At 64.3% G+C, this 18,008-nt stretch carries 18 protein-coding genes and 1 tRNA gene; 16 read left to right on the top strand and 3 right to left on the bottom strand.

Translation table 11 applies throughout. The annotated features are described in order from the left end of the window. Position 1 precedes the first annotated feature (1 nt). Positions 2-433 (bottom strand): DUF3619 family protein, encoded by a 432-nt coding sequence (locus AC1Q7H_RS19110; RefSeq protein WP_013956000.1) that lies wholly within the window; start codon positions 431-433, stop codon positions 2-4. Beyond that, positions 430-996, bottom strand: a complete 567-nt coding sequence (locus AC1Q7H_RS19105; protein ID WP_013956001.1) for an RNA polymerase sigma factor — start codon at positions 994-996, stop codon at positions 430-432. The genes AC1Q7H_RS19110 and AC1Q7H_RS19105 overlap by 4 nt, the downstream gene beginning before the upstream one ends. Before the next feature lie 379 nt (positions 997-1,375). On the opposite strand from AC1Q7H_RS19105, the gene AC1Q7H_RS19100 reads away from it, so the two are divergent. The 7 genes from AC1Q7H_RS19100 (at position 1,376) to AC1Q7H_RS19070 (ending at position 9,094) form a co-directional block, all read left to right on the top strand. Continuing rightward, positions 1,376-3,139 carry an acetolactate synthase 3 catalytic subunit gene (locus tag AC1Q7H_RS19100; protein WP_013956002.1) on the top strand — a complete coding sequence of 588 codons (1,764 nt, stop codon included), beginning with the start codon at positions 1,376-1,378 and terminating at the stop codon, positions 3,137-3,139. Beyond that, positions 3,139-3,630, top strand: coding sequence for an acetolactate synthase small subunit (ilvN, locus tag AC1Q7H_RS19095; RefSeq protein ID WP_010809144.1), 492 nt, complete (start codon positions 3,139-3,141; stop codon positions 3,628-3,630). The genes AC1Q7H_RS19100 and ilvN overlap by 1 nt, the downstream gene beginning before the upstream one ends. 123 nt (positions 3,631-3,753) lie before the next feature. Further along, positions 3,754-4,770 (top strand): ketol-acid reductoisomerase, encoded by a 1,017-nt coding sequence (gene ilvC / locus AC1Q7H_RS19090; RefSeq protein WP_013956003.1) that lies wholly within the window; start codon positions 3,754-3,756, stop codon positions 4,768-4,770. Between the two features lie 245 nt (positions 4,771-5,015). Then, on the top strand, positions 5,016-5,666 hold the full coding sequence (locus tag AC1Q7H_RS19085) for a phosphatidylserine decarboxylase (RefSeq protein WP_153955093.1): 651 nt from the start codon (positions 5,016-5,018) through the stop codon (positions 5,664-5,666). 25 nt (positions 5,667-5,691) lie between these two features. Beyond that, positions 5,692-6,591, top strand: coding sequence for a CDP-diacylglycerol--serine O-phosphatidyltransferase (gene pssA / locus AC1Q7H_RS19080; protein WP_013956005.1), 900 nt, complete (start codon positions 5,692-5,694; stop codon positions 6,589-6,591). Between the two features lie 124 nt (positions 6,592-6,715). Continuing rightward, positions 6,716-7,219: a peptidoglycan-binding protein LysM gene (lysM, locus tag AC1Q7H_RS19075; protein ID WP_010809140.1), complete on the top strand. Its 504-nt coding sequence runs from the start codon at positions 6,716-6,718 to the stop codon at positions 7,217-7,219. Positions 7,220-7,552: 333 nt separating this feature from the next. Beyond that, positions 7,553-9,094, top strand: coding sequence for a 2-isopropylmalate synthase (locus AC1Q7H_RS19070; RefSeq protein WP_013956006.1), 1,542 nt, complete (start codon positions 7,553-7,555; stop codon positions 9,092-9,094). A gap of 99 nt (positions 9,095-9,193) precedes the next feature. On the opposite strand, the gene AC1Q7H_RS19065 is transcribed toward AC1Q7H_RS19070, so the two are convergent. Then, on the bottom strand, positions 9,194-9,721 hold the full coding sequence (locus tag AC1Q7H_RS19065) for a hypothetical protein (protein ID WP_013956007.1): 528 nt from the start codon (positions 9,719-9,721) through the stop codon (positions 9,194-9,196). A 204-nt stretch (positions 9,722-9,925) separates the two neighbouring features. On the opposite strand from AC1Q7H_RS19065, the gene AC1Q7H_RS19060 reads away from it, so the two are divergent. From AC1Q7H_RS19060 to AC1Q7H_RS19020, 9 genes are all read left to right on the top strand, one after another. Next, positions 9,926-11,182, top strand: a complete 1,257-nt coding sequence (locus tag AC1Q7H_RS19060; protein WP_013956008.1) for a branched-chain amino acid ABC transporter substrate-binding protein — start codon at positions 9,926-9,928, stop codon at positions 11,180-11,182. A 173-nt stretch (positions 11,183-11,355) separates the two neighbouring features. Next, a complete protein-coding gene (gene rpsO, locus AC1Q7H_RS19055; protein WP_010809136.1) occupies positions 11,356-11,625 on the top strand; it encodes a 30S ribosomal protein S15 in 270 nt (89 codons plus the stop codon). Positions 11,626-12,075: 450 nt separating this feature from the next. After that, the gene (gene pnp / locus AC1Q7H_RS19050; protein ID WP_013956009.1) at positions 12,076-14,247 is read left to right on the top strand and encodes a polyribonucleotide nucleotidyltransferase; all 2,172 of its coding nucleotides are present in this window, start codon (positions 12,076-12,078) and stop codon (positions 14,245-14,247) included. 184 nt (positions 14,248-14,431) lie between these two features. Continuing rightward, positions 14,432-15,436, top strand: coding sequence for an NAD(P)H-quinone oxidoreductase (locus tag AC1Q7H_RS19045; protein ID WP_153955094.1), 1,005 nt, complete (start codon positions 14,432-14,434; stop codon positions 15,434-15,436). 114 nt (positions 15,437-15,550) lie between these two features. Continuing rightward, complete coding sequence (gene tpiA, locus AC1Q7H_RS19040; protein ID WP_013956011.1) at positions 15,551-16,288, top strand: triose-phosphate isomerase; 738 nt, start codon at positions 15,551-15,553, stop codon at positions 16,286-16,288. Between the two features lie 63 nt (positions 16,289-16,351). Further along, positions 16,352-16,720, top strand: coding sequence for a preprotein translocase subunit SecG (secG, locus tag AC1Q7H_RS19035; RefSeq protein WP_492381546.1), 369 nt, complete (start codon positions 16,352-16,354; stop codon positions 16,718-16,720). A gap of 187 nt (positions 16,721-16,907) precedes the next feature. Next, positions 16,908-16,992: transfer RNA gene (locus AC1Q7H_RS19030), tRNA-Leu, on the top strand. Between the two features lie 166 nt (positions 16,993-17,158). Continuing rightward, positions 17,159-17,518, top strand: coding sequence for an NADH-quinone oxidoreductase subunit A (locus AC1Q7H_RS19025; RefSeq protein ID WP_010809131.1), 360 nt, complete (start codon positions 17,159-17,161; stop codon positions 17,516-17,518). Positions 17,519-17,524: 6 nt separating this feature from the next. Then, the gene (locus AC1Q7H_RS19020; RefSeq protein ID WP_008643342.1) at positions 17,525-18,007 is read left to right on the top strand and encodes a NuoB/complex I 20 kDa subunit family protein; all 483 of its coding nucleotides are present in this window, start codon (positions 17,525-17,527) and stop codon (positions 18,005-18,007) included. Position 18,008: the final 1 nt, after the last annotated feature.

Genomic DNA, 18,008 nt, shown 5'->3' with positions numbered 1-18,008 from the left:
GCTATTGCCCGCGCTTCAGGAATACGTGGAAGCCCTCGTCGGCGTAGGCCGTGGGCGGCAGGTCGTCGAGCAGCATGGCGGCGTCGATATCGGCCAGTTCCTCGATGCGCTTCTGCTCCTGCCAGTGATAGATGCCCATCAGGCCGGCGGCCAGCGCCACCAGCGTCCAGATCAGGCTAAGGCGGCGCAGCCAGGCGCCGGCACGGTGCAGCGGCGAGCTGTCTTCATCGAACAGCGGGGCGTGCATGCCAGGCATGGCCAGCTGCGGGACCAGCACGGGTGCCTCGGCCTTCTTGCGGGCGACCGCCATCCGGCGCGCAGCGGCGAGCCGTTCGGTGATGTCGGTCGGCAGGTCGTCGGTGCCGGCATCAAGTGCCGCCCGAATCTCATGGGCAAACCGGCGTTCGTGGATTTCTTTGTCGTTTCTGCTCATAGTCGGACCCCCCGTGCGCGCAGGGCCTGCGCAAGGGTATGCGTGGCACGGGAACAGTGCGTCTTGACGCTGCCTTCGGAGCAGCCCATTACGGCGGCGGTTTCGGCGACGTCCATATCTTCCCAGTAACGCATCAGGAACGCCTCGCGTTGACGCGTCGGCAGGCGCTGGATTTCCTGCTCGATGATATGCATGACCTGGGCGCGCTCGACCTTGTCGGCGCTGCTTTCGGCCGATTCAGAGCCGGCCTGTGCCTCCAGCGTCTCCAGCAGGTCATTGTCGTCGCCGTCGCGGTCGGTGCGCAGGCTGGAAAACAGCGAGACCCAGGTGTTGCGCACCTTCTGGCGGCGGAACCAGTCGTGGATAGTGTTCTGCAGGATGCGCTGGAACAGCGGCGCCAGCTCGGCGGCGCCTTTGTCGCCGTACTTCTCGGCCAGCTTGATCATGGCGTCCTGGACAATATCCAGCGCGGCCTCGTCGTCGCGGACCGCAAATACGGCCTGCTTGAAGGCGCGGCGCTCGACGCTGGTAAGAAAATCGGACAGTTCCTGGTCGGTGGCCATTCAGGCGGTTGCGGCTCGTTGCTGCGGGACAAATGCCCGGTTCTGGTGAATGTGCTGCGTACGGCCCGTGGCGCATTCAATGTGCTGCGATGCTAGCAAAAAAACGACCCCCTGTACCACCTTGTATTGCAGCAAATACATTGAGGCGCGCAAAAGACCCGCCGCAACTCCGGAAAATCCCTTACGCGCAGGCCAAAAACAACCGTAGACCGCGCTGGTGCATTGCAGTATCATCGCCGGTTCACACGACATCAGTGGTTGTCTCATCCGGCCGCTTATGAGGCGGTCTTCCATGCAGACGCGCAACGCTTGAACCCGTGCCACAAGCCCGGCAGAGAGCATCCAAACAATTTTTTGCCGAAAATTGCAAAGGACTGAAATGAACATGCCCAGCGCGGAATTCTCCCACGCAGACAGCAATTCATCTGCCGCACCCGAAATGATCGGGGCGGAGATTCTCGTTCACGCACTTGCCGAAGAAGGCGTCGAGTACGTCTGGGGCTACCCCGGCGGCGCAGTGCTGTATATCTACGACGAGCTCCACAAGCAAACCAAGTTCGAGCACATCCTGGTGCGCCACGAGCAGGCCGCGGTCCATGCCGCAGACGGCTATGCACGGGCAACCGGCAAGGTGGGCGTGGCGCTGGTGACCTCCGGTCCCGGCGTGACCAATGCCGTCACCGGCATTGCCACCGCGTACCTTGACTCGATCCCGATGGTGGTGATCACCGGCAACGTGCCGACCCACGCCATTGGCCAGGACGCCTTCCAGGAGTGCGACACCGTCGGCATTACCCGCCCGATCGTCAAGCACAACTTCCTGGTGAAGGACGTGCGCGACCTCGCCGCGACCATCAAGAAGGCGTTCTTCATTGCCTCGACCGGCCGTCCGGGCCCGGTGGTGGTGGACATCCCCAAGGATGTCTCGCGCAATGCCTGCAAGTACGAGTACCCCAAGTCGATCGACATGCGCTCGTACAACCCGGTGAACAAGGGTCACTCGGGCCAGATCCGCAAGGCCGTGGCGCTGCTGCAGGGCGCCGAGCGTCCGTACATCTACAGCGGCGGCGGCGTGGTGCTGGCCAATGCCAGCGATGAGCTGCGCCAGCTGGCGGCGCTGACCGGCCACCCGGTGACCAACACGCTGATGGGCCTGGGCGCGTTCCCCGGCACCAGCAAGCAGTTCGTCGGCATGCTTGGCATGCACGGCACGTATGAAGCCAATATGGCCATGCAGAACTGCGACGTGCTGATCGCCATCGGTGCCCGTTTCGACGACCGCGTGATCGGCAACCCGGCGCACTTCACCTCGCAGGCGCGCAAGATCATCCATATCGATATCGACCCGTCGTCGATCTCGAAGCGCGTCAAGGTCGACATCCCCATCGTCGGCAACGTCAAGGACGTGCTGCAGGAACTGATCGCCCAGATCAAGGCCAGCGACGTCAAGCCCAAGCGCGAGGCGCTTGCCAAATGGTGGGAGCAGATCGAGCAATGGCGCTCGGTGGACTGCCTGAAGTACGACCGCAGCTCCGAGATCATCAAGCCGCAGTACGTGGTGGAAAAGATCTGGGAACTGACTCACGGCGATGCCTTCATCTGCTCCGATGTCGGCCAGCACCAGATGTGGGCCGCGCAGTTCTACAAGTTCGACGAGCCGCGCCGCTGGATCAACTCCGGCGGCCTGGGCACGATGGGCGTGGGCCTGCCGTACGCAATGGGCATCAAGAAGGCGTTCCCGGAGAAGGAAGTCGTCACCATCACCGGTGAAGGCTCGATCCAGATGTGCATCCAGGAACTGTCGACCTGCCTGCAGTACGACACCCCGGTGAAGATCTGCTCGCTGAACAATGGCTACCTGGGCATGGTGCGCCAGTGGCAGGAGATCGAGTACGACAACCGCTACTCGCACTCCTACATGGACGCGCTGCCCGATTTCGTCAAGCTGGCCGAGGCCTACGGGCACATCGGCATGCGCGTCGAGAAGACGGCCGACGTCGAGCCGGCGCTGCGCGAAGCGTTCCGCCTGAAGGACCGTACCGTGTTCCTGGACTTCCAGACCGATCCCACCGAAAACGTCTGGCCGATGGTCCAGGCGGGCAAGGGCATTTCGGAAATGCTGCTCGGCGCGGAGGACCTGTAATGCGACACATCATTTCGGTCCTGCTGGAAAACGAACCGGGCGCGCTGTCGCGCGTGGTGGGCCTGTTCTCGGCCCGCGGCTATAACATCGAGACGCTGACCGTGGCACCCACCGAGGATGCCTCGCTGTCGCGCATGACCATTGTCACCTCCGGCTCGGATGACGTGATCGAACAGATCACCAAGCACCTGAACCGCCTGGTGGAAGTGGTCAAGGTGGTCGACCTGACCGAAGGCGCGCACATCGAACGCGAGCTGATGCTCGTCAAGGTGCGCGCGGTGGGCAAGGAGCGCGAGGAAATGAAGCGCACCGCCGACATCTTCCGCGGCCGCATCATCGATGTTACCGAGAAGACCTACACCATCGAGCTGACCGGCAATGGCGTCAAGCTCGATGCGTTCCTGGACGCCATCGACCGCACCGCCATCCTGGAGACCGTCCGTACCGGCGGCTCGGGCATCGGCCGCGGCGAGCGCATCCTGAAGGTCTGACCGGGCCCCGGTTCACCCGCACGGCTTCACGCAGTATCCCCGGGGCGGCGCGATCCGGGCGCACACGATGCGTCCGAGGATGCCGCCCCCCTCATACAAAAGACAGAGATTGAAGGAATCATCATGAAAGTGTTTTACGACAAGGACGCCGACCTCTCCCTGATCAAGGGCAAGAACGTCACCATCATCGGCTATGGCTCGCAGGGCCATGCCCACGCGCTGAACCTGAAGGATTCGGGCGTCAATGTGACGGTCGGCCTGCGCAAGAGCGGCGCGTCGTGGAACAAGGCCGTCAACGCCGGCCTGCAAGTGAAGGAAGTGGCCGAGGCCGTCAAGGGTGCGGACGTGGTCATGATCCTGCTGCCGGACGAGCAGATCGCCGACGTGTACAACAACGAAGTGCACGCCAACATCAAGGAAGGCGCAGCGCTGGCCTTTGCCCACGGCTTCAACGTGCACTACGGTGCCGTGATCCCGCGCGCCGACCTGGACGTGATCATGATCGCGCCGAAGGCCCCGGGCCACACCGTGCGCGCCACGTACGCACAAGGCGGCGGCGTGCCGCACCTGATCGCCGTGCACCAGAACAAGTCCGGCGCTGCCCGTGACATCGCGCTGTCGTACGCCACTGCCAACGGCGGCGGCCGTGCCGGCATCATCGAGACCAACTTCCGCGAAGAAACCGAAACCGACCTGTTCGGCGAGCAGGCCGTGCTGTGCGGCGGTACCGTCGAGCTGATCAAGGCTGGCTTCGAAACCCTGGTGGAAGCCGGCTACGCGCCGGAAATGGCCTACTTCGAGTGCCTGCACGAACTGAAGCTGATCGTCGACCTGATCTACGAAGGCGGCATCGCCAACATGAACTACTCGATCTCCAATAACGCGGAATATGGTGAGTACGTCACCGGCCCGCGCGTGGTGACCGAAGAGACCAAGAAGGCGATGAAGCAGTGCCTGACCGACATCCAGACTGGCGAATACGCCAAGAGCTTCCTGCTGGAAAACAAGGCCGGCGCCCCGACGCTGATCTCGCGCCGCCGCCTCACGGCCGAGCACCAGATCGAGGAAGTGGGTGCCAAGCTGCGCGCAATGATGCCGTGGATCGCCAAGAACAAGATGGTCGACCAGTCGAAGAACTAAGCTGCATCGCTGTCTGATGGCCCGCGCCGCACGGCGGCGGGCCGAGGCCGTTCAGCGTTCCGTGCCACGCCCTTCTATCATCAGAGGGGAGGCGCGGGACCTGAACGGCTTTTTGTTATGCTTGTCAGACTTTGGGCAAGGCGTGCATTATCCTGCTCCGCGACCACGGGGCGCCGCCCGATGGTGGCTATCGCCGCCGCCGCGCTGCCTTGCCATGGTCTTGTATCCACCGACACCTGTACTGCATGAACTATCCTCATCCGCTGATCGCCCGTGAAGGCTGGCCATTCCTGGCCGGCGCCTTTGTCATCTCGCTGCTGGTGCACGCCAGCGCGGGCTTCTGGTGGGCGTTGCCGTTGTGGATCATCACGGTATTCGTGCTCCAGTTCTTCCGCGATCCGCCGCGCCCGATCCCGTCGCAGCCCAACGCGGTGCTGGCCCCCGCAGACGGCCGCATCGTCGTGGTCGAGAAGACCCAGGATCCGTACGCCGGCCGCGAGGCGCTGAAGATCAGCGTCTTCATGAACGTCTTCAACGTGCACTCGAACCGTGTCTCGGTCGATGGCGCGGTCGAGAAGGTCGAATATTTCCCCGGCAAGTTTGTCAACGCCGACCTGGACAAGGCCTCGGTCGAGAACGAGCGCAACGCCGTGCTGATCCGGCGTGCTGCGGACGGCCAGCTGGTGACGCTGGTGCAGGTGGCCGGCCTGGTGGCCCGCCGCATCCTGTGCTACACCAAGGTGGGCGACAACCTCTCGCGCGGCCAGCGCTACGGCTTTATCCGCTTCGGCTCGCGCGTGGACGTCTACCTGCCGCTCGATGCGCGCCCGCGCGTGACCATCGGCGAGAAGGTATCGGCCTCGTCGACCATCCTCGCCGAACTCGACGTGAAGTGAGCGACAGCCTGACCGGAGGACTGTGATGGTTGCCTTCCATCGACGTAACAAGCGCAGCAGCAACGGCAACGTGACCCACCTGCGGCCGTTCCGCCATAACCAGCTGCGCGGGGCCGACGACGACTTCGACGACGAAGCCACCGACGACCACGATATCGTCTACCAGCGTCCGCGCCGGCGCGGCATCTACCTGCTGCCCAACGCATTCACCACCGCGGCGCTGTTTGCGGGTTTCTTCGCCATCGTCCAGGCCATGAACATGCGCTTCGACGCGGCGGCCATCGCCATCTTCGCGGCGATGGTGCTGGACGGCATGGACGGGCGCGTGGCGCGTATTACCAATACGCAGAGTGCGTTTGGCGAGCAGTATGACTCGCTGTCGGACATGACCTCGTTTGGCGTTGCGCCGGCGCTGGTGATGTATGAGTGGATCCTGCATGACCTGGGCAAGTGGGGCTGGATAGCAGCCTTTGTCTACTGCACCTGCGCAGCGCTGCGCCTGGCGCGCTTCAATGCCAATATTGGCGTTGTCGACAAACGCTTCTTCCAGGGCCTGCCCAGCCCGGCCGCCGCCGCGCTGGTCGCAGGCTTCGTCTGGCTGGTGATCGACAACAAGCTGCCGGTCAAGGAGCTGTGGATGCCGTGGGTGGCGTTCGGCATTACGCTGTACGCCGGCCTGTCGATGGTGTCCAACGCGCCGTTCTACAGCGGCAAGGCGCTGGACGTGCGCTACCGCGTGCCGTTCGGCATGATGGTGCTGGTCCTGGTGCTGTTCGTGGTGGTGTCCACCGATCCGCCGGTGGCGCTGTTCGGGCTGTTCGTGGCCTATGCGATCTCGGGCTATGTGCTATGGGCCTGGCGGGCGATGCACGGCAAGCCGGCCATCGAGAAGAAGCAGCGCGAGAACGGCGGCAAGGCTTCGTAGACGTTTCAGGCAGAAGGGCGCTCAGGCGCCCTTCATGCTTTTCCGGATTCACAATTGTTTTCATGCCGCGGCCATCAAGCCGTGGCACTCTGCAGTGTTTTCCACTCACCGTCAGGAGGATGTCATGGGCATGTTCGACTTCATCAAGGAAGCGGGAGAAAAGCTGTTCGGCACTGGCGAGGCCAAGGCCGCGCAAGAGGCCGCCGCCGCCGATGCGTCGGCGGAGAAGGTCGATGCCGCCAATCGCGCCGCGGGCGATGCGATCGAGGGCTACATCAGGAAGATGGGCCTTGATGCCACCGGGCTGATGGTGCAGGTGGACGGCTCGCAGGGGCTGGTCACCGTGTTTGGCGTGGCGCCGGACCAGGCCACGCGCGAGAAGATCATCCTGTGCGCCGGCAACGTCGAGGGCGTGGACAAGGTCGAGGACAAGATGTCCGTCAACGTCGAGTCCGCGGAATCGAGCTGGCATACCGTGGTCAAGGGCGACACGCTGTGGGCGATCTCCCAGGCTGCTTACGGCAACGGCGCCGAATACAACAAGATCTTCGAGGCCAACAAGCCGATGCTGAGCCACCCGGACAAGATCTACCCGGGCCAGAAACTGCGCATTCCGCCCAAGGGCTGATCCGCTGCTGGCGCGTCCGGGCAAAATGGGCTAAACCCTGTATTGCATGGGCGCGCCAACTCGGCTATAGTCGGTGCCATGATTTCGCGCCAAGTCCTATTCGCCCGCACCACCCTAGGTGGCCTACTAGGCCATCAGGTCGGGACGCGCGCGCGCTAAGGACGGACTCACCCCTTAGCGCGAAATCCGCAAGGAATTTTTCCAACGCCCCGGCCTGCTCCATGCACGCCGGGGCGTTTTGCATTCCACAGCCGTGGAGCGCGGAACAGGCGGTAGGCCCCGGACGCAGCATGCCGGGGACAGCACACGATAAGCAATCAGGAGCTCCACAAAATGTCTGACAAACTCATCATTTTCGACACCACCTTGCGTGACGGCGAGCAGTCGCCCGGCGCCTCGATGACCCGCGAGGAAAAGATCCGCATCGCACGCCAGCTGGAACGCCTGAAGGTCGATGTGATCGAGGCCGGTTTCGCGGCGAGCTCCAACGGCGACTTCGAGGCGATCCGCTCGATCGCGCAGGTAGTCAAGGACTCGACCATCTGCTCGCTGGCTCGTGCCAATGACAAGGACATTGCCCGCGCCGCCGAGGCGCTCAAGCCTGCCAATTCGTTCCGCATCCACACCTTCATCGCCACGTCCGCGCTGCACATGGAGAAGAAACTGCGCATGACGCCGGACGAGGTGTATCAGCAGGCCCGCCTGGCGGTGCGCTTTGCGCGCCAGTTCACCGACGATATCGAGTTCTCGCCGGAAGACGGCAGCCGCTCGGACATGGACTTCCTGTGCCGCGTGCTGGAAGGCGTGATTGCCGAGGGCGCGACCACCATCAACCTGCCGGATACCGTGGGCTATGCGGTGCCGGAAGGCTACGCCGCACTGATCCGCTCGGTGCGCGAGCGCATTCCCAACTCGGACAAGGCGATCTGGTCGGTGCACTGCCACAACGACCTGGGCATGGCCGTGGCCAACTCGCTCGCCGCGGTCAAGATGGCCGGCGCGCGCCAGATCGAATGCACCATCAATGGCCTGGGCGAGCGCGCCGGCAACACCAGCCTGGAAGAAGTGGTGATGGCGGTGAAGACCCGCCGCGACTATTTCGACCTGGATGTCGGCGTGGATACCACCCAGATCGTGCCGGCCTCGAAGTTGGTGTCGCAGATCACCGGTTTCGTGGTGCAGCCGAACAAGGCCGTGGTGGGCGCCAACGCCTTCGCGCATGCCTCGGGCATCCACCAGGATGGCGTGCTCAAGGCGCGCGACACCTACGAGATCATGCGTGCGGAAGACGTGGGCTGGAGCGCCAACAAGATCGTGCTGGGCAAGCTGTCGGGCCGCAATGCCTTCAAGCAGCGCCTGCAGGAACTGGGCATCGAGCTCGAGAGCGAGACCGAAGTCAATGCCGCCTTCACCCGCTTCAAGGAACTGGCCGACCAGAAGGCCGAGATCTTCGACGAGGACATCGTCGCCATCGTCTCGAACGAAGCCCAGCACGATGCCAACGAGCACTTCCGCTTTATCTCGCTGTCGCAGCGCTCCGAGACCGGCGAGCGCCCGCACGCGCGCGTGGTGTTCAGCATGGACGGCCAGGAGCAGAGCGGCGAGGGCGAGGGCAACGGCCCAGTCGACGCCACCCTGCATGCGATTGAATCGCGCGTGTCCAGCGGCGCCGAGATGGTGCTCTATTCGGTGAACGCCATCACCGGCGGCACCGAGGCCCAGGGCGAAGTCACCGTGCGCCTGTCCAAGGCCGGCCGCATCGTCAACGGCGTGGGCACCGACCCGGATATCGTCGCCGCCTCGGCCAAGGCCTACTTGGCCGCGCTGAACAAGCTGCACGACAAGGCTGTGCAAAAGATCAATCCGCAGATCTGACCCAGGCCTCTGCGTAGACGGCGGAAGGCTTACCCGGCCTGAGCGTACGGACCAAGCCCGCCATTCCCGACCCGGGGATGGCGGGCTTTTTTTTATGGCTCAGTGGCGGCGATCGTCGGGATCGTACATCGGGTCGGGCGTGATCTGGGTCTGGCGCAGGATGCCGGTGTCGTCGAAATAGAAGTTGTACAACGATGGCCACACGTCTTCATGGCGGAAGCGGTAGGACCAGACCTCGCGCCGCATCAGCGGGTAGTACTCGACCGGCAGGCGCGTCCTGCCAAAATGCTCGGCCACATCCTGCCTGGTCCAGGTGCCGACCTGCGCCTTGTACAGTTCCGGCGTAGACAGCACATTGCTGAAGCGGGTCAGGTTGCCGTTGCGGTCGAAGTCCGCGCCATAGGCATACTGGCCCAGCGGCTGCTTGGTGTAGATCCAGCGCGAGGTGCCGTCGCGCAACTGGAACACATCGGTGGGCGGCCCGAACGCGGCCTGTACCGCGGCCTGCGGCTGGCCCACCAGCTTGGTGCCTTCCTGTACCGGCATCAGCGTGGTGCAGGCAGACAGCATGGCGACGCCCAGCGCCAGCATTAGCCGGCGCGCGCCGTTGGCGATGACAGGATTCATGGCAGACCTCGGTCGATGCGTGGATAGTGGATACCGCAAGTGTAGTGCGGCCTCCGGCCTTGTGTGCGCCGGGCGCTGCTTATTGACGGATCTTCCAGCAACCTGGCGGTTTCCTCGCGGAACTGGCGGCCTATGATCGTGCCCCGGTGGCATTTGCCCGCAACCGGTCGCTGCCGTACTATCCAGCGCTTTCCGGGAGAGAACATGAAGGTTGCAGCACGGTGGCGTGGATGGCTGGGCGGGTTGTTGCTGGTGGCAGCGGCGGGCGCGTCGGCACAAGAGCCGATCCGGCTGGGCATGATCGACGGGCTGTCCGGCCCGTTTGCCAACGCGGGCGAAGCCGTGACGCGCAACCTGCGCCTGGCGATCGAGCGCATCAACGCGCGCGGCGGCGTAAAGACCGCAGAGGGCGCACGGCCCATGGAGCTGGTCACCTTCGACAGCAAGGGCAATGTCGACGAGAGCCTGATCCAGTTGCGGGCCCTGACCGACAAGCGCATTCCCTTTGTCCTGCAGGGCAACAGTTCGGCCGTGGCCGGCGCGCTGGTGTCGGCCATCAACCGCCACAACGCGCGCCAGCCCGACGCGCGCGTGCTGTTCCTGAACTACTCGGCGGTCGATCCCAGCCTGACCAACGAGAATTGCAGCTTCTGGCATTTCCGCTTCGACGCCAGCGCCGACATGCGCATGCAGGCGCTGACCGAGGTGATCCGTCAGGACCAGGCGGTGCGCCGCGTCTACCTGATCGACCAGGACTACAGCTTCGGCCACCAGGTGTCGCGCTCGGCGCGCGAGATGCTGGCGGCGCGCCGGCCGGATATCCAGATCGTGGGCGATGAGTTCCACCCGATCGGCAAGATCAAGGACTTTGCGCCCTATATCGCCAAGATCAAGGCGAGCGGGGCGGACGCGGTCATCACCGGCAACTGGGGCAACGACCTGACGCTGATGGTCAAGGCCGCGCGCGAAGGCGGCCTGCAGGCCAAGTTCTACACCTTCTACGGCAATGGCCTGGGCGCGCCCGCGGCGATGGGCGATGCCGGCGTGGGCCGCGTGCTGGCGGTGGCCGAGTGGCACCCGAACGTGGGCGGGGCGGCATCGGACGCCTTCTACCAGCAGTTCCGCGCGCGCTATCCGGAGCCGAAGGACGACTACGTGCACCTGCGCATGCAGATGATGGTGGAAATGCTGGCGCGCGCGATCGAGCAGGCCGGTTCCACCGATGCGGTCAAGGTGGCGCGCGCGCTGGAGAACATGCGCTACGTCAACCAGTTCCATGAGGCCACCGTGCGTGCCGACGACCACCAGGTGCTGCAGCCGCTATACGTGTCGGTGATGGAGCGCCAGGGCGGGGCAGTGCGCTTCGACAACGAGGGCTCGGGTTATGGCTTCCGTACCGTGCGCAGGCTCAAGGCCGCGCAGACCACGCTGCCGACCACATGCCGGATGGAGCGCCCCTGAGCGCCAGCGCGCTCGCACGGGCCCCGTGGTACTCCTGCCGCGGCTTTTCGGCTATAATCCGCGGCTGTCGTTGTCTGGCCGTTGGTCGGGCGGCGGCGGTAGCCAGTCAAAACATGGCACGACGCATGCGGCGCATCCCGCGCTGTAGCGTTCGCAAGTGAAAGGAAATCATCATGGCAGTTGCCGATATCAACAAGTCCGAAGTCATCAAGCAGTTCGCACGTGGCGCCAACGACACTGGCAGCCCCGAAGTGCAAGTGGCCCTGCTGACCACCCGCATCAACGAACTGACCCCGCACTTCAAGGCCAACATGAAGGATCACCACAGCCGCCGCGGTCTGCTGCGCATGGTGAGCCGCCGTCGCCGCCTGCTGGACTACCTCAAGTCCAACGACGCCGACCGTTACCGCGCCCTGATCGAAAAGCTGGGCCTGCGCAAGTAAGGTTGCGCCCGATGGCAGCGCGATTCCAGGGTTTGCACGGTTTCGCGTGAGGCCTCGATGCCTGCTTCAGCAATGCTGGGGCAGGCATTTTGCATTTCTGGCGGGGTGAATCCGCTTTGCCCAGGGATGCAGGCAGTTGATGGAGTGATTTTCGCTTCACGCCGTCCGGCGGACATTCTGATTCCCGGGCGCCCGTTGCAGCAAGCTGCGCAACGGAGTAAGTTGTTCTTTTTTCTGTTTTCAATACCCCGGACCGGCCAAGGAAACAGGGCTTTGTGTCATTCCAGCGCGGCATCGGCAACGCCAGTGCCGCGCTGGAATGGCATAGCACTTCCCTGCGACTGCGACCGGCAACCCGGCAGTTTGCCTGCGGCTGAGAACGCAGGCGTCGCAGGCCGTGCGCGTGTTATTGCGTGATGGCGCGGCCTGCACGCAAGCCAAGGAATGCACATGTCCATGTTCAACAAGATCGTCAAGGAATTCCAGTGGGGCCAGCACACGGTCCGCATGGAAACCGGCGAAATCGCCCGCCAGGCCGGCGGTGCCGTGCTGGTCGATGTGGAAGACACCGTGGTGCTGGCGACCGTGGTCGCCGCCAAGAGCCCGAAGCCGGGCCAGGACTTCTTCCCGCTGACCGTCGACTACATCGAGAAGACCTACGCGGCCGGCAAGATCCCCGGCGGCTTCTTCAAGCGTGAAGGCCGTCCGTCGGAAAACGAGACCCTGACCTCGCGCCTGATCGACCGTCCGCTGCGCCCGCTGTTCCCGGAAGGCTTCTACAACGACGTCCAGGTGGTGATCCACGTGGTGTCGCTGAACCCGGAAGTGCCCGCTGACATTCCCGCGCTGATCGGCGCGTCGGCCGCGCTGGCCGTGTCGGGCATCCCGTTCAACGGCCCGGTTGGCGCCGCGCGCGTGGGCTACAAGGATGGCCAGTACCTGCTGAACCCGACCCGCTCGCAGCTCGCCACCTCGGACCTGGACCTGGTGGTCGCCGGCACCGAGCGCGCCGTGCTGATGGTGGAATCGGAAGCCAACCAGCTGTCGGAAGAAGTGATGCTGGGCGCCGTGGTCTATGGCCACGAGCAAATGCAGATCGCGATCAACGCCATCCATGAGCTGGTGCGCGAAGGCGGCAAGCCCGAGTGGGACTGGGCCCCGGCCGCCAAGAACGAGCCGTTGATCGGCAAGGTCACCGAAGTGGCACTGCCGCTGCTGCAGGAAGCTTATCAACTGCGCCAGAAGTCGGCCCGCAGCCAGAAGCTGAAGGAAGTGAACGCCAACGTGGCGGCCGCACTGGCAGCCGCCGGCGTGGAAGCCGACAAGGTGGAAGTCGGCAACATCATGTTCGACCTCGAAGCCAAGATCGTGCGCGGCCAGGTGCTGGCTGGCGAGCCGCGTATCGACGGCCGCGACACCCGCACGGTGCGCCCGATCGAGATCCGTTCGTCGGTGCTGCCGCGCGCGCACGGCTCGGCGCTGTTCACCCGTGGTGAAACGCAGGCGCTGGTGGTGGCCACGCTCGGCACCAAGAGCGACGAGCAGATCATCGACGCGCTGGCCGGCGAATACCGCGACCGCTTCATGCTCCACTACAACATGCCCCCGTTCGCCACCGGTGAAACCGGCCGCGTGGGCAGCCCGAAGCGCCGCGAAATCGGCCACGGCCGCCTGGCCAAGCGCGCACTGATCCCGGTGCTGCCGAAGGACGATGAATTCGCCTACACCATCCGCCTGGTTTCGGAAATCACCGAGTCCAACGGCTCGTCGTCGATGGCTTCGGTCTGCGGCGGCTGCCTGGCTCTGATGGACGCCGGCGTTCCGGTCAAGGCGCACGTGGCCGGCGTGGCCATGGGCCTGATCCTGGAAGGCAACAAGTTCGCCGTGCTGACCGACATCCTGGGCGATGAAGATCACCTGGGCGACATGGACTTCAAGGTGGCGGGTACCGACAACGGCATCACCGCGCTGCAGATGGACATCAAGGTCCAGGGCATCACCAAGGAGATCATGCAGGTTGCGCTGGCGCAGGCCCGTGAAGGCCGCCTGCACATCCTGCACAAGATGCAGGAAGCGATGGGCCACGCACGCACCGAGCTGTCGGCGCACGCACCGCGCATGATCACCATGAAGATCCATCCGGACAAGATCCGCGAAGTGATCGGCAAGGGCGGCTCGACCATCCAGGCGCTGACCAAGGAAACCGGCACCACCATCGACATCCAGGAAGACGGCACGATCACGATCGCGTCGACCTCGACCGACGGCATGGCCGAAGCCAAGCGCCGCATCGAGGGCATCACCGCGGAAGCCGAAGTGGGCAAGATCTACGCCGGTACCGTGCTGAAGCTGCTGGACTTCGGCGCCATCGTCAACATCCTGCCGGGCAAGGATGGCCTGCTGCACATCTCGGAAATCGTCAACGAGCGTGTCAAGGACATCAAGGACTGGCTGAAGGAAGGCCAGCATGTCCGCGTCAAGCTGATCCAGGCTGACGAGAAGGGCCGCCTGCGCCTGTCGCTGAAGGCCGCGCTGGCCGAAGAGGGCGGCAGCATCAGCCCGATCAACGCTGGCGAAGCCGCCGCGCCGGCCGCTCCGGCCGAAGGCTCGGAACAGCAGTAAAGTCAGCGGGGCCGGATTGCCCGCAGGTGGCGCCGCAAGGTGGCGCCGCCGAAAAAACGGCTGGACGATGTCCAGCCGTTTTTTTGTTTACACTGCCGGCAACCCTATCGAGCCACGGCTCACACCGACCCTGGCGCGACGCATCGTCGAGCCGCGCCAAGACAAGTACAAGGAGCAGAGCAGCATGCAAGCCATCGAGATCCGCGAATACGGTGCCCCCGAAGTCCTCCAGCTGGCCGAGCGTCCCGATCCGGTCGCGGGTGCGGGCGAGGTCCTGATCCGCGTGGCTGCGGCCGGCGTCAACCGTCCGGACGTATTCCAGCGCACCGGCAACTACCCGGTGCCGCCGGGCGCTTCGGACCTGCCCGGCCTGGAAGTGGCGGGCGTGGTGGTGGGCGGCGACCTGTCGCATGCCGACAACCGCTTCGGCCTGAAGGTGGGCGACCGCGTCTGCGCGCTGGTGCAGGGCGGCGGTTACGCACAGCTGTGCACGGCGCCGCTGGCGCAGGTCCTGCCCGCGCCGCAAGGCCTGAGCGATGTCGAGGCCGCCGCGCTGCCGGAGACCTTCTTCACCGTCTGGAGCAATGTGTTCGACCGCGGCTACCTGGGCCAAGGCCCGCGCGGCAAGGATGAGACCCTGCTGATCCAGGGCGGCTCCAGCGGCATCGGCACGACCGCGATCCAGATCGCCAAGGCGCTGGGCTACAAGGTGTTCGTCACCGCCGGGACCGATGAGAAATGCAAGGCCTGCGAAGACCTGGGCGCGGATCGCGCGATCAACTACAAGACGCAGGACTTCGTCGCCGAGGTGGCCGCGCTGACCGGCGGCAAGGGTGTCGACGTGATTCTCGACATGGTTGCCGGCCCGTACCTGGCGCGCGAGCTGAAGTGCATTGCCGACGATGGCCGCATCGTCATCATTGCGCTGCTGGGCGGCGCCAAGGCCGAGATCCCGCTGGGCGATATCCTGCGCCGGCGCATCACCGTGACCGGCTCCACGCTGCGTCCGCGCCCGGCATCGTTCAAGGGCAAGATCGCCGCGGCACTGCATGAGCAGGTGTGGCCGCTGCTGGCCGCCGGCAAGATCAAGCCGGTGATCCACCAGGTGTTCCCGGCCGCGCAGGCGGCCGATGCGCATCGCCTGATGGAGTCGAGCGAGCATATCGGCAAGATCGTGCTGACCTGGTAAGTCACATCGACCGTTGCATGTGGCCAATGCTGCCGCCCCCCGCCATCGGGCGGCGGTAGCGCCGTGCCCCCGCCACAAGCTACAATACCGGGTTTGATTTGGGAGGGGCACTTCGTGAGACAAAAGCTCGTCATCGGCAATTGGAAGATGCACGGCAGCCTGGCTGCAAACGCGGCGCTGCTGGAGGGTATCAAGGCTGGCGCGGCCAAGGCGACGCTGGCGGTCTGCGCGCCGTTCCCCTATCTTGCACAATGCCAGGCGTTGCTGAATGGCTCGCAGGTGGCCTGGGGCGCACAAGATGTGTCGGCGGAGGCGCGTGGCGCCTTCACCGGTGAAGTCGCGGCATCGATGGTCGGTGAATTTGGCTGCACTTATGTGCTGGTCGGCCACTCGGAGCGCCGCACCTATCATGGCGAAACCGACCAGACCGTCGCGGCCAAGGCGCTGCGCGCGCTGGAATTCGGCATCGTCCCGGTGGTCTGCGTGGGTGAAACGCTGGCCCAGCGCGAGGCGGGCGAAACCGAGGCGGTGGTCGGCAGGCAACTGCAGGCCGTGCTGGACGCGCTGACGGTGGAGCAGCTGAGCCGCGTGGTGCTGGCCTATGAGCCGGTCTGGGCGATCGGCACCGGCAAGACCGCCACCAGCGAACAGGCGCAGGCGGTGCACGCGTTCCTGCGCGGCCAGGTTGTTGCGCGCGATGCGGGCGTGGCCGAGCGCATGGCCATCCTGTACGGCGGCAGCGTCAAGCCGGACAATGCGGCCGAACTGTTTTCCATGACCGATATCGACGGGGGCCTGATTGGCGGCGCCTCGCTGAAGTCGGAAGATTTTCTCGCGATCGGCAACGCCTGAATGCCGGCCGTTCCGATCGACCGATCAGGCAAGTAACCAGCCAGTAAGGCTTATTTAAATCAAATGGCAATCTTCAAGACTTTGTTGGTGGTGCTGCAGGTGTTGTCGGCGCTGGGCGTGATTGGCCTGGTGCTGATCCAGCATGGCAAGGGCGCCGATGTCGGCGCGGCATTCGGTTCGGGCGCCTCGGGCAGCCTGTTCGGTGCCACTGGCTCGGCAAACTTCCTGTCGCGCACCACCGCCGTGCTGGCCACGCTGTTCTTCGTCTGCACGTTGGCACTGACGCTGCTGGGCAACTACAAGCCGGCTGCGTCGCTGGGCGTGATGGGCGCGGCGCCGGCTTCGGCGCCCGCAGTGGCAGGTGCTTCGGCTCCCGCTGCAGCCGCGGCCGCTGACGTGTCGGCGCCGGCAGCCCCCGCTGTTCCGAAATAATCCGTAAGCCTTGCGGCGGATTCCTGAGTTTTTTTGCAGTTGTGCGTTGAACAAAGCAAGAAATCTAGGTTAGAATGCAAGGCTTGAAACGATTCCCCAGCGATGGGTTCCGAGCAAAGACGAAAGCCTCTGCAACGGACCTGAAGGGCCTGAAAACCCGGCGCCAGGCAATATTGTTTCTCCCCCAGCCGACGTGGTGAAATTGGTAGACACGCTATCTTGAGGGGGTAGTGGCGAAAGCTGTGCGAGTTCGAGTCTCGCCGTCGGCACCAAACAACTTGATCGGAGTCCCTGGCCGGGCAATGCACCCGAGCGTGGGGCTCCGGCAGTCCGCAAGGCGGCGCGCCATGAGGCTTATGGCTTAGCGCCTGGGGTGGGCAACAGGACGCCGCTTCAGCTGGTGCTGTTGACAACATTCCAGATAAGGCTGGCCGTACCTTGAATCTCGAAGCCTACTTCCCCGTTCTCATCTTCATCATCTTCGGTGTCGTGCTTGGCGTGGCACTGATGTCGATCGGTCGGATCCTCGGTCCGAACAAGCCCGATCCCGCGAAGCTGTCGCCGTACGAGTGCGGCTTCGAAGCGTTTGAGGACGCGCGCATGAAGTTCGATGTGCGCTACTACCTCATCGCCATCCTGTTTATCCTGTTCGATCTCGAAACCGCCTTCCTGTTTCCGTGGGGTGTCGCCCTGCGGGATATCGGCTGGCCGGGGTTCATCGCCATGGGCGTGTTTCTGCTGGAATTCATCGTGGGCTTCGTCTACATCTGGAAAAAGGGCGCGCTCGATTGGGAGTGATGTGAAATGGCAATCGAAGGCGTTCTCAATGAAGGCTTCGTCACGACTACCGCTGACAAGCTGATCAACTGGACCCGCACCGGGTCGCTGTGGCCGATGACTTTCGGCTTGGCCTGCTGTGCCGTGGAAATGATGCATGCCGGCGCCGCGCGCTACGACATGGACCGCTTCGGTGTGATTTTCCGCCCGTCGCCGCGCCAGTCGGACGTGATGATTGTGGCCGGCACGCTGTGCAACAAGATGGCCCCCGCGCTGCGCAAGGTCTACGACCAGATGGCGGAACCGCGCTGGGTGATCTCGATGGGCTCGTGCGCCAATGGCGGCGGCTACTACCACTACTCGTATTCGGTGGTGCGTGGCTGCGATCGCATCGTGCCGGTGGATATCTACGTGCCGGGCTGCCCGCCGACGGCCGAAGCGCTGATCTACGGCGTGATCCAGCTGCAGAACAAGATCAAGCGTACCAACACCATCGCGCGCAAGGGCTGAA

This window comes from Cupriavidus sp. GW823-FHT06D04 (assembly GCF_058795055.1).
This window is presented reverse-complemented; position numbering and strand designations above follow the sequence as displayed.

What these genes read in the sequence shown, in the direction of transcription:
- AC1Q7H_RS19110 (WP_013956000.1), bottom strand. Translation starts at nt 433, where the DNA reads ATGAGCAGAAACGACAAAGAAATCCACGAACGCCGGTTTGCCCATGAG.
- AC1Q7H_RS19105 (WP_013956001.1), bottom strand. Translation starts at nt 996, where the DNA reads ATGGCCACCGACCAGGAACTGTCCGATTTTCTTACCAGCGTCGAGCGC.
- AC1Q7H_RS19100 (WP_013956002.1), top strand. Translation starts at nt 1,376, where the DNA reads ATGAACATGCCCAGCGCGGAATTCTCCCACGCAGACAGCAATTCATCT.
- ilvN (WP_010809144.1), top strand. Translation starts at nt 3,139, where the DNA reads ATGCGACACATCATTTCGGTCCTGCTGGAAAACGAACCGGGCGCGCTG.
- ilvC (WP_013956003.1), top strand. Translation starts at nt 3,754, where the DNA reads ATGAAAGTGTTTTACGACAAGGACGCCGACCTCTCCCTGATCAAGGGC.
- AC1Q7H_RS19085 (WP_153955093.1), top strand. Translation starts at nt 5,016, where the DNA reads ATGAACTATCCTCATCCGCTGATCGCCCGTGAAGGCTGGCCATTCCTG.
- pssA (WP_013956005.1), top strand. Translation starts at nt 5,692, where the DNA reads ATGGTTGCCTTCCATCGACGTAACAAGCGCAGCAGCAACGGCAACGTG.
- lysM (WP_010809140.1), top strand. Translation starts at nt 6,716, where the DNA reads ATGGGCATGTTCGACTTCATCAAGGAAGCGGGAGAAAAGCTGTTCGGC.
- AC1Q7H_RS19070 (WP_013956006.1), top strand. Translation starts at nt 7,553, where the DNA reads ATGTCTGACAAACTCATCATTTTCGACACCACCTTGCGTGACGGCGAG.
- AC1Q7H_RS19065 (WP_013956007.1), bottom strand. Translation starts at nt 9,721, where the DNA reads ATGAATCCTGTCATCGCCAACGGCGCGCGCCGGCTAATGCTGGCGCTG.
- AC1Q7H_RS19060 (WP_013956008.1), top strand. Translation starts at nt 9,926, where the DNA reads ATGAAGGTTGCAGCACGGTGGCGTGGATGGCTGGGCGGGTTGTTGCTG.
- rpsO (WP_010809136.1), top strand. Translation starts at nt 11,356, where the DNA reads ATGGCAGTTGCCGATATCAACAAGTCCGAAGTCATCAAGCAGTTCGCA.
- pnp (WP_013956009.1), top strand. Translation starts at nt 12,076, where the DNA reads ATGTCCATGTTCAACAAGATCGTCAAGGAATTCCAGTGGGGCCAGCAC.
- AC1Q7H_RS19045 (WP_153955094.1), top strand. Translation starts at nt 14,432, where the DNA reads ATGCAAGCCATCGAGATCCGCGAATACGGTGCCCCCGAAGTCCTCCAG.
- secG (WP_492381546.1), top strand. Translation starts at nt 16,352, where the DNA reads ATGGCAATCTTCAAGACTTTGTTGGTGGTGCTGCAGGTGTTGTCGGCG.
- AC1Q7H_RS19020 (WP_008643342.1), top strand. Translation starts at nt 17,525, where the DNA reads ATGGCAATCGAAGGCGTTCTCAATGAAGGCTTCGTCACGACTACCGCT.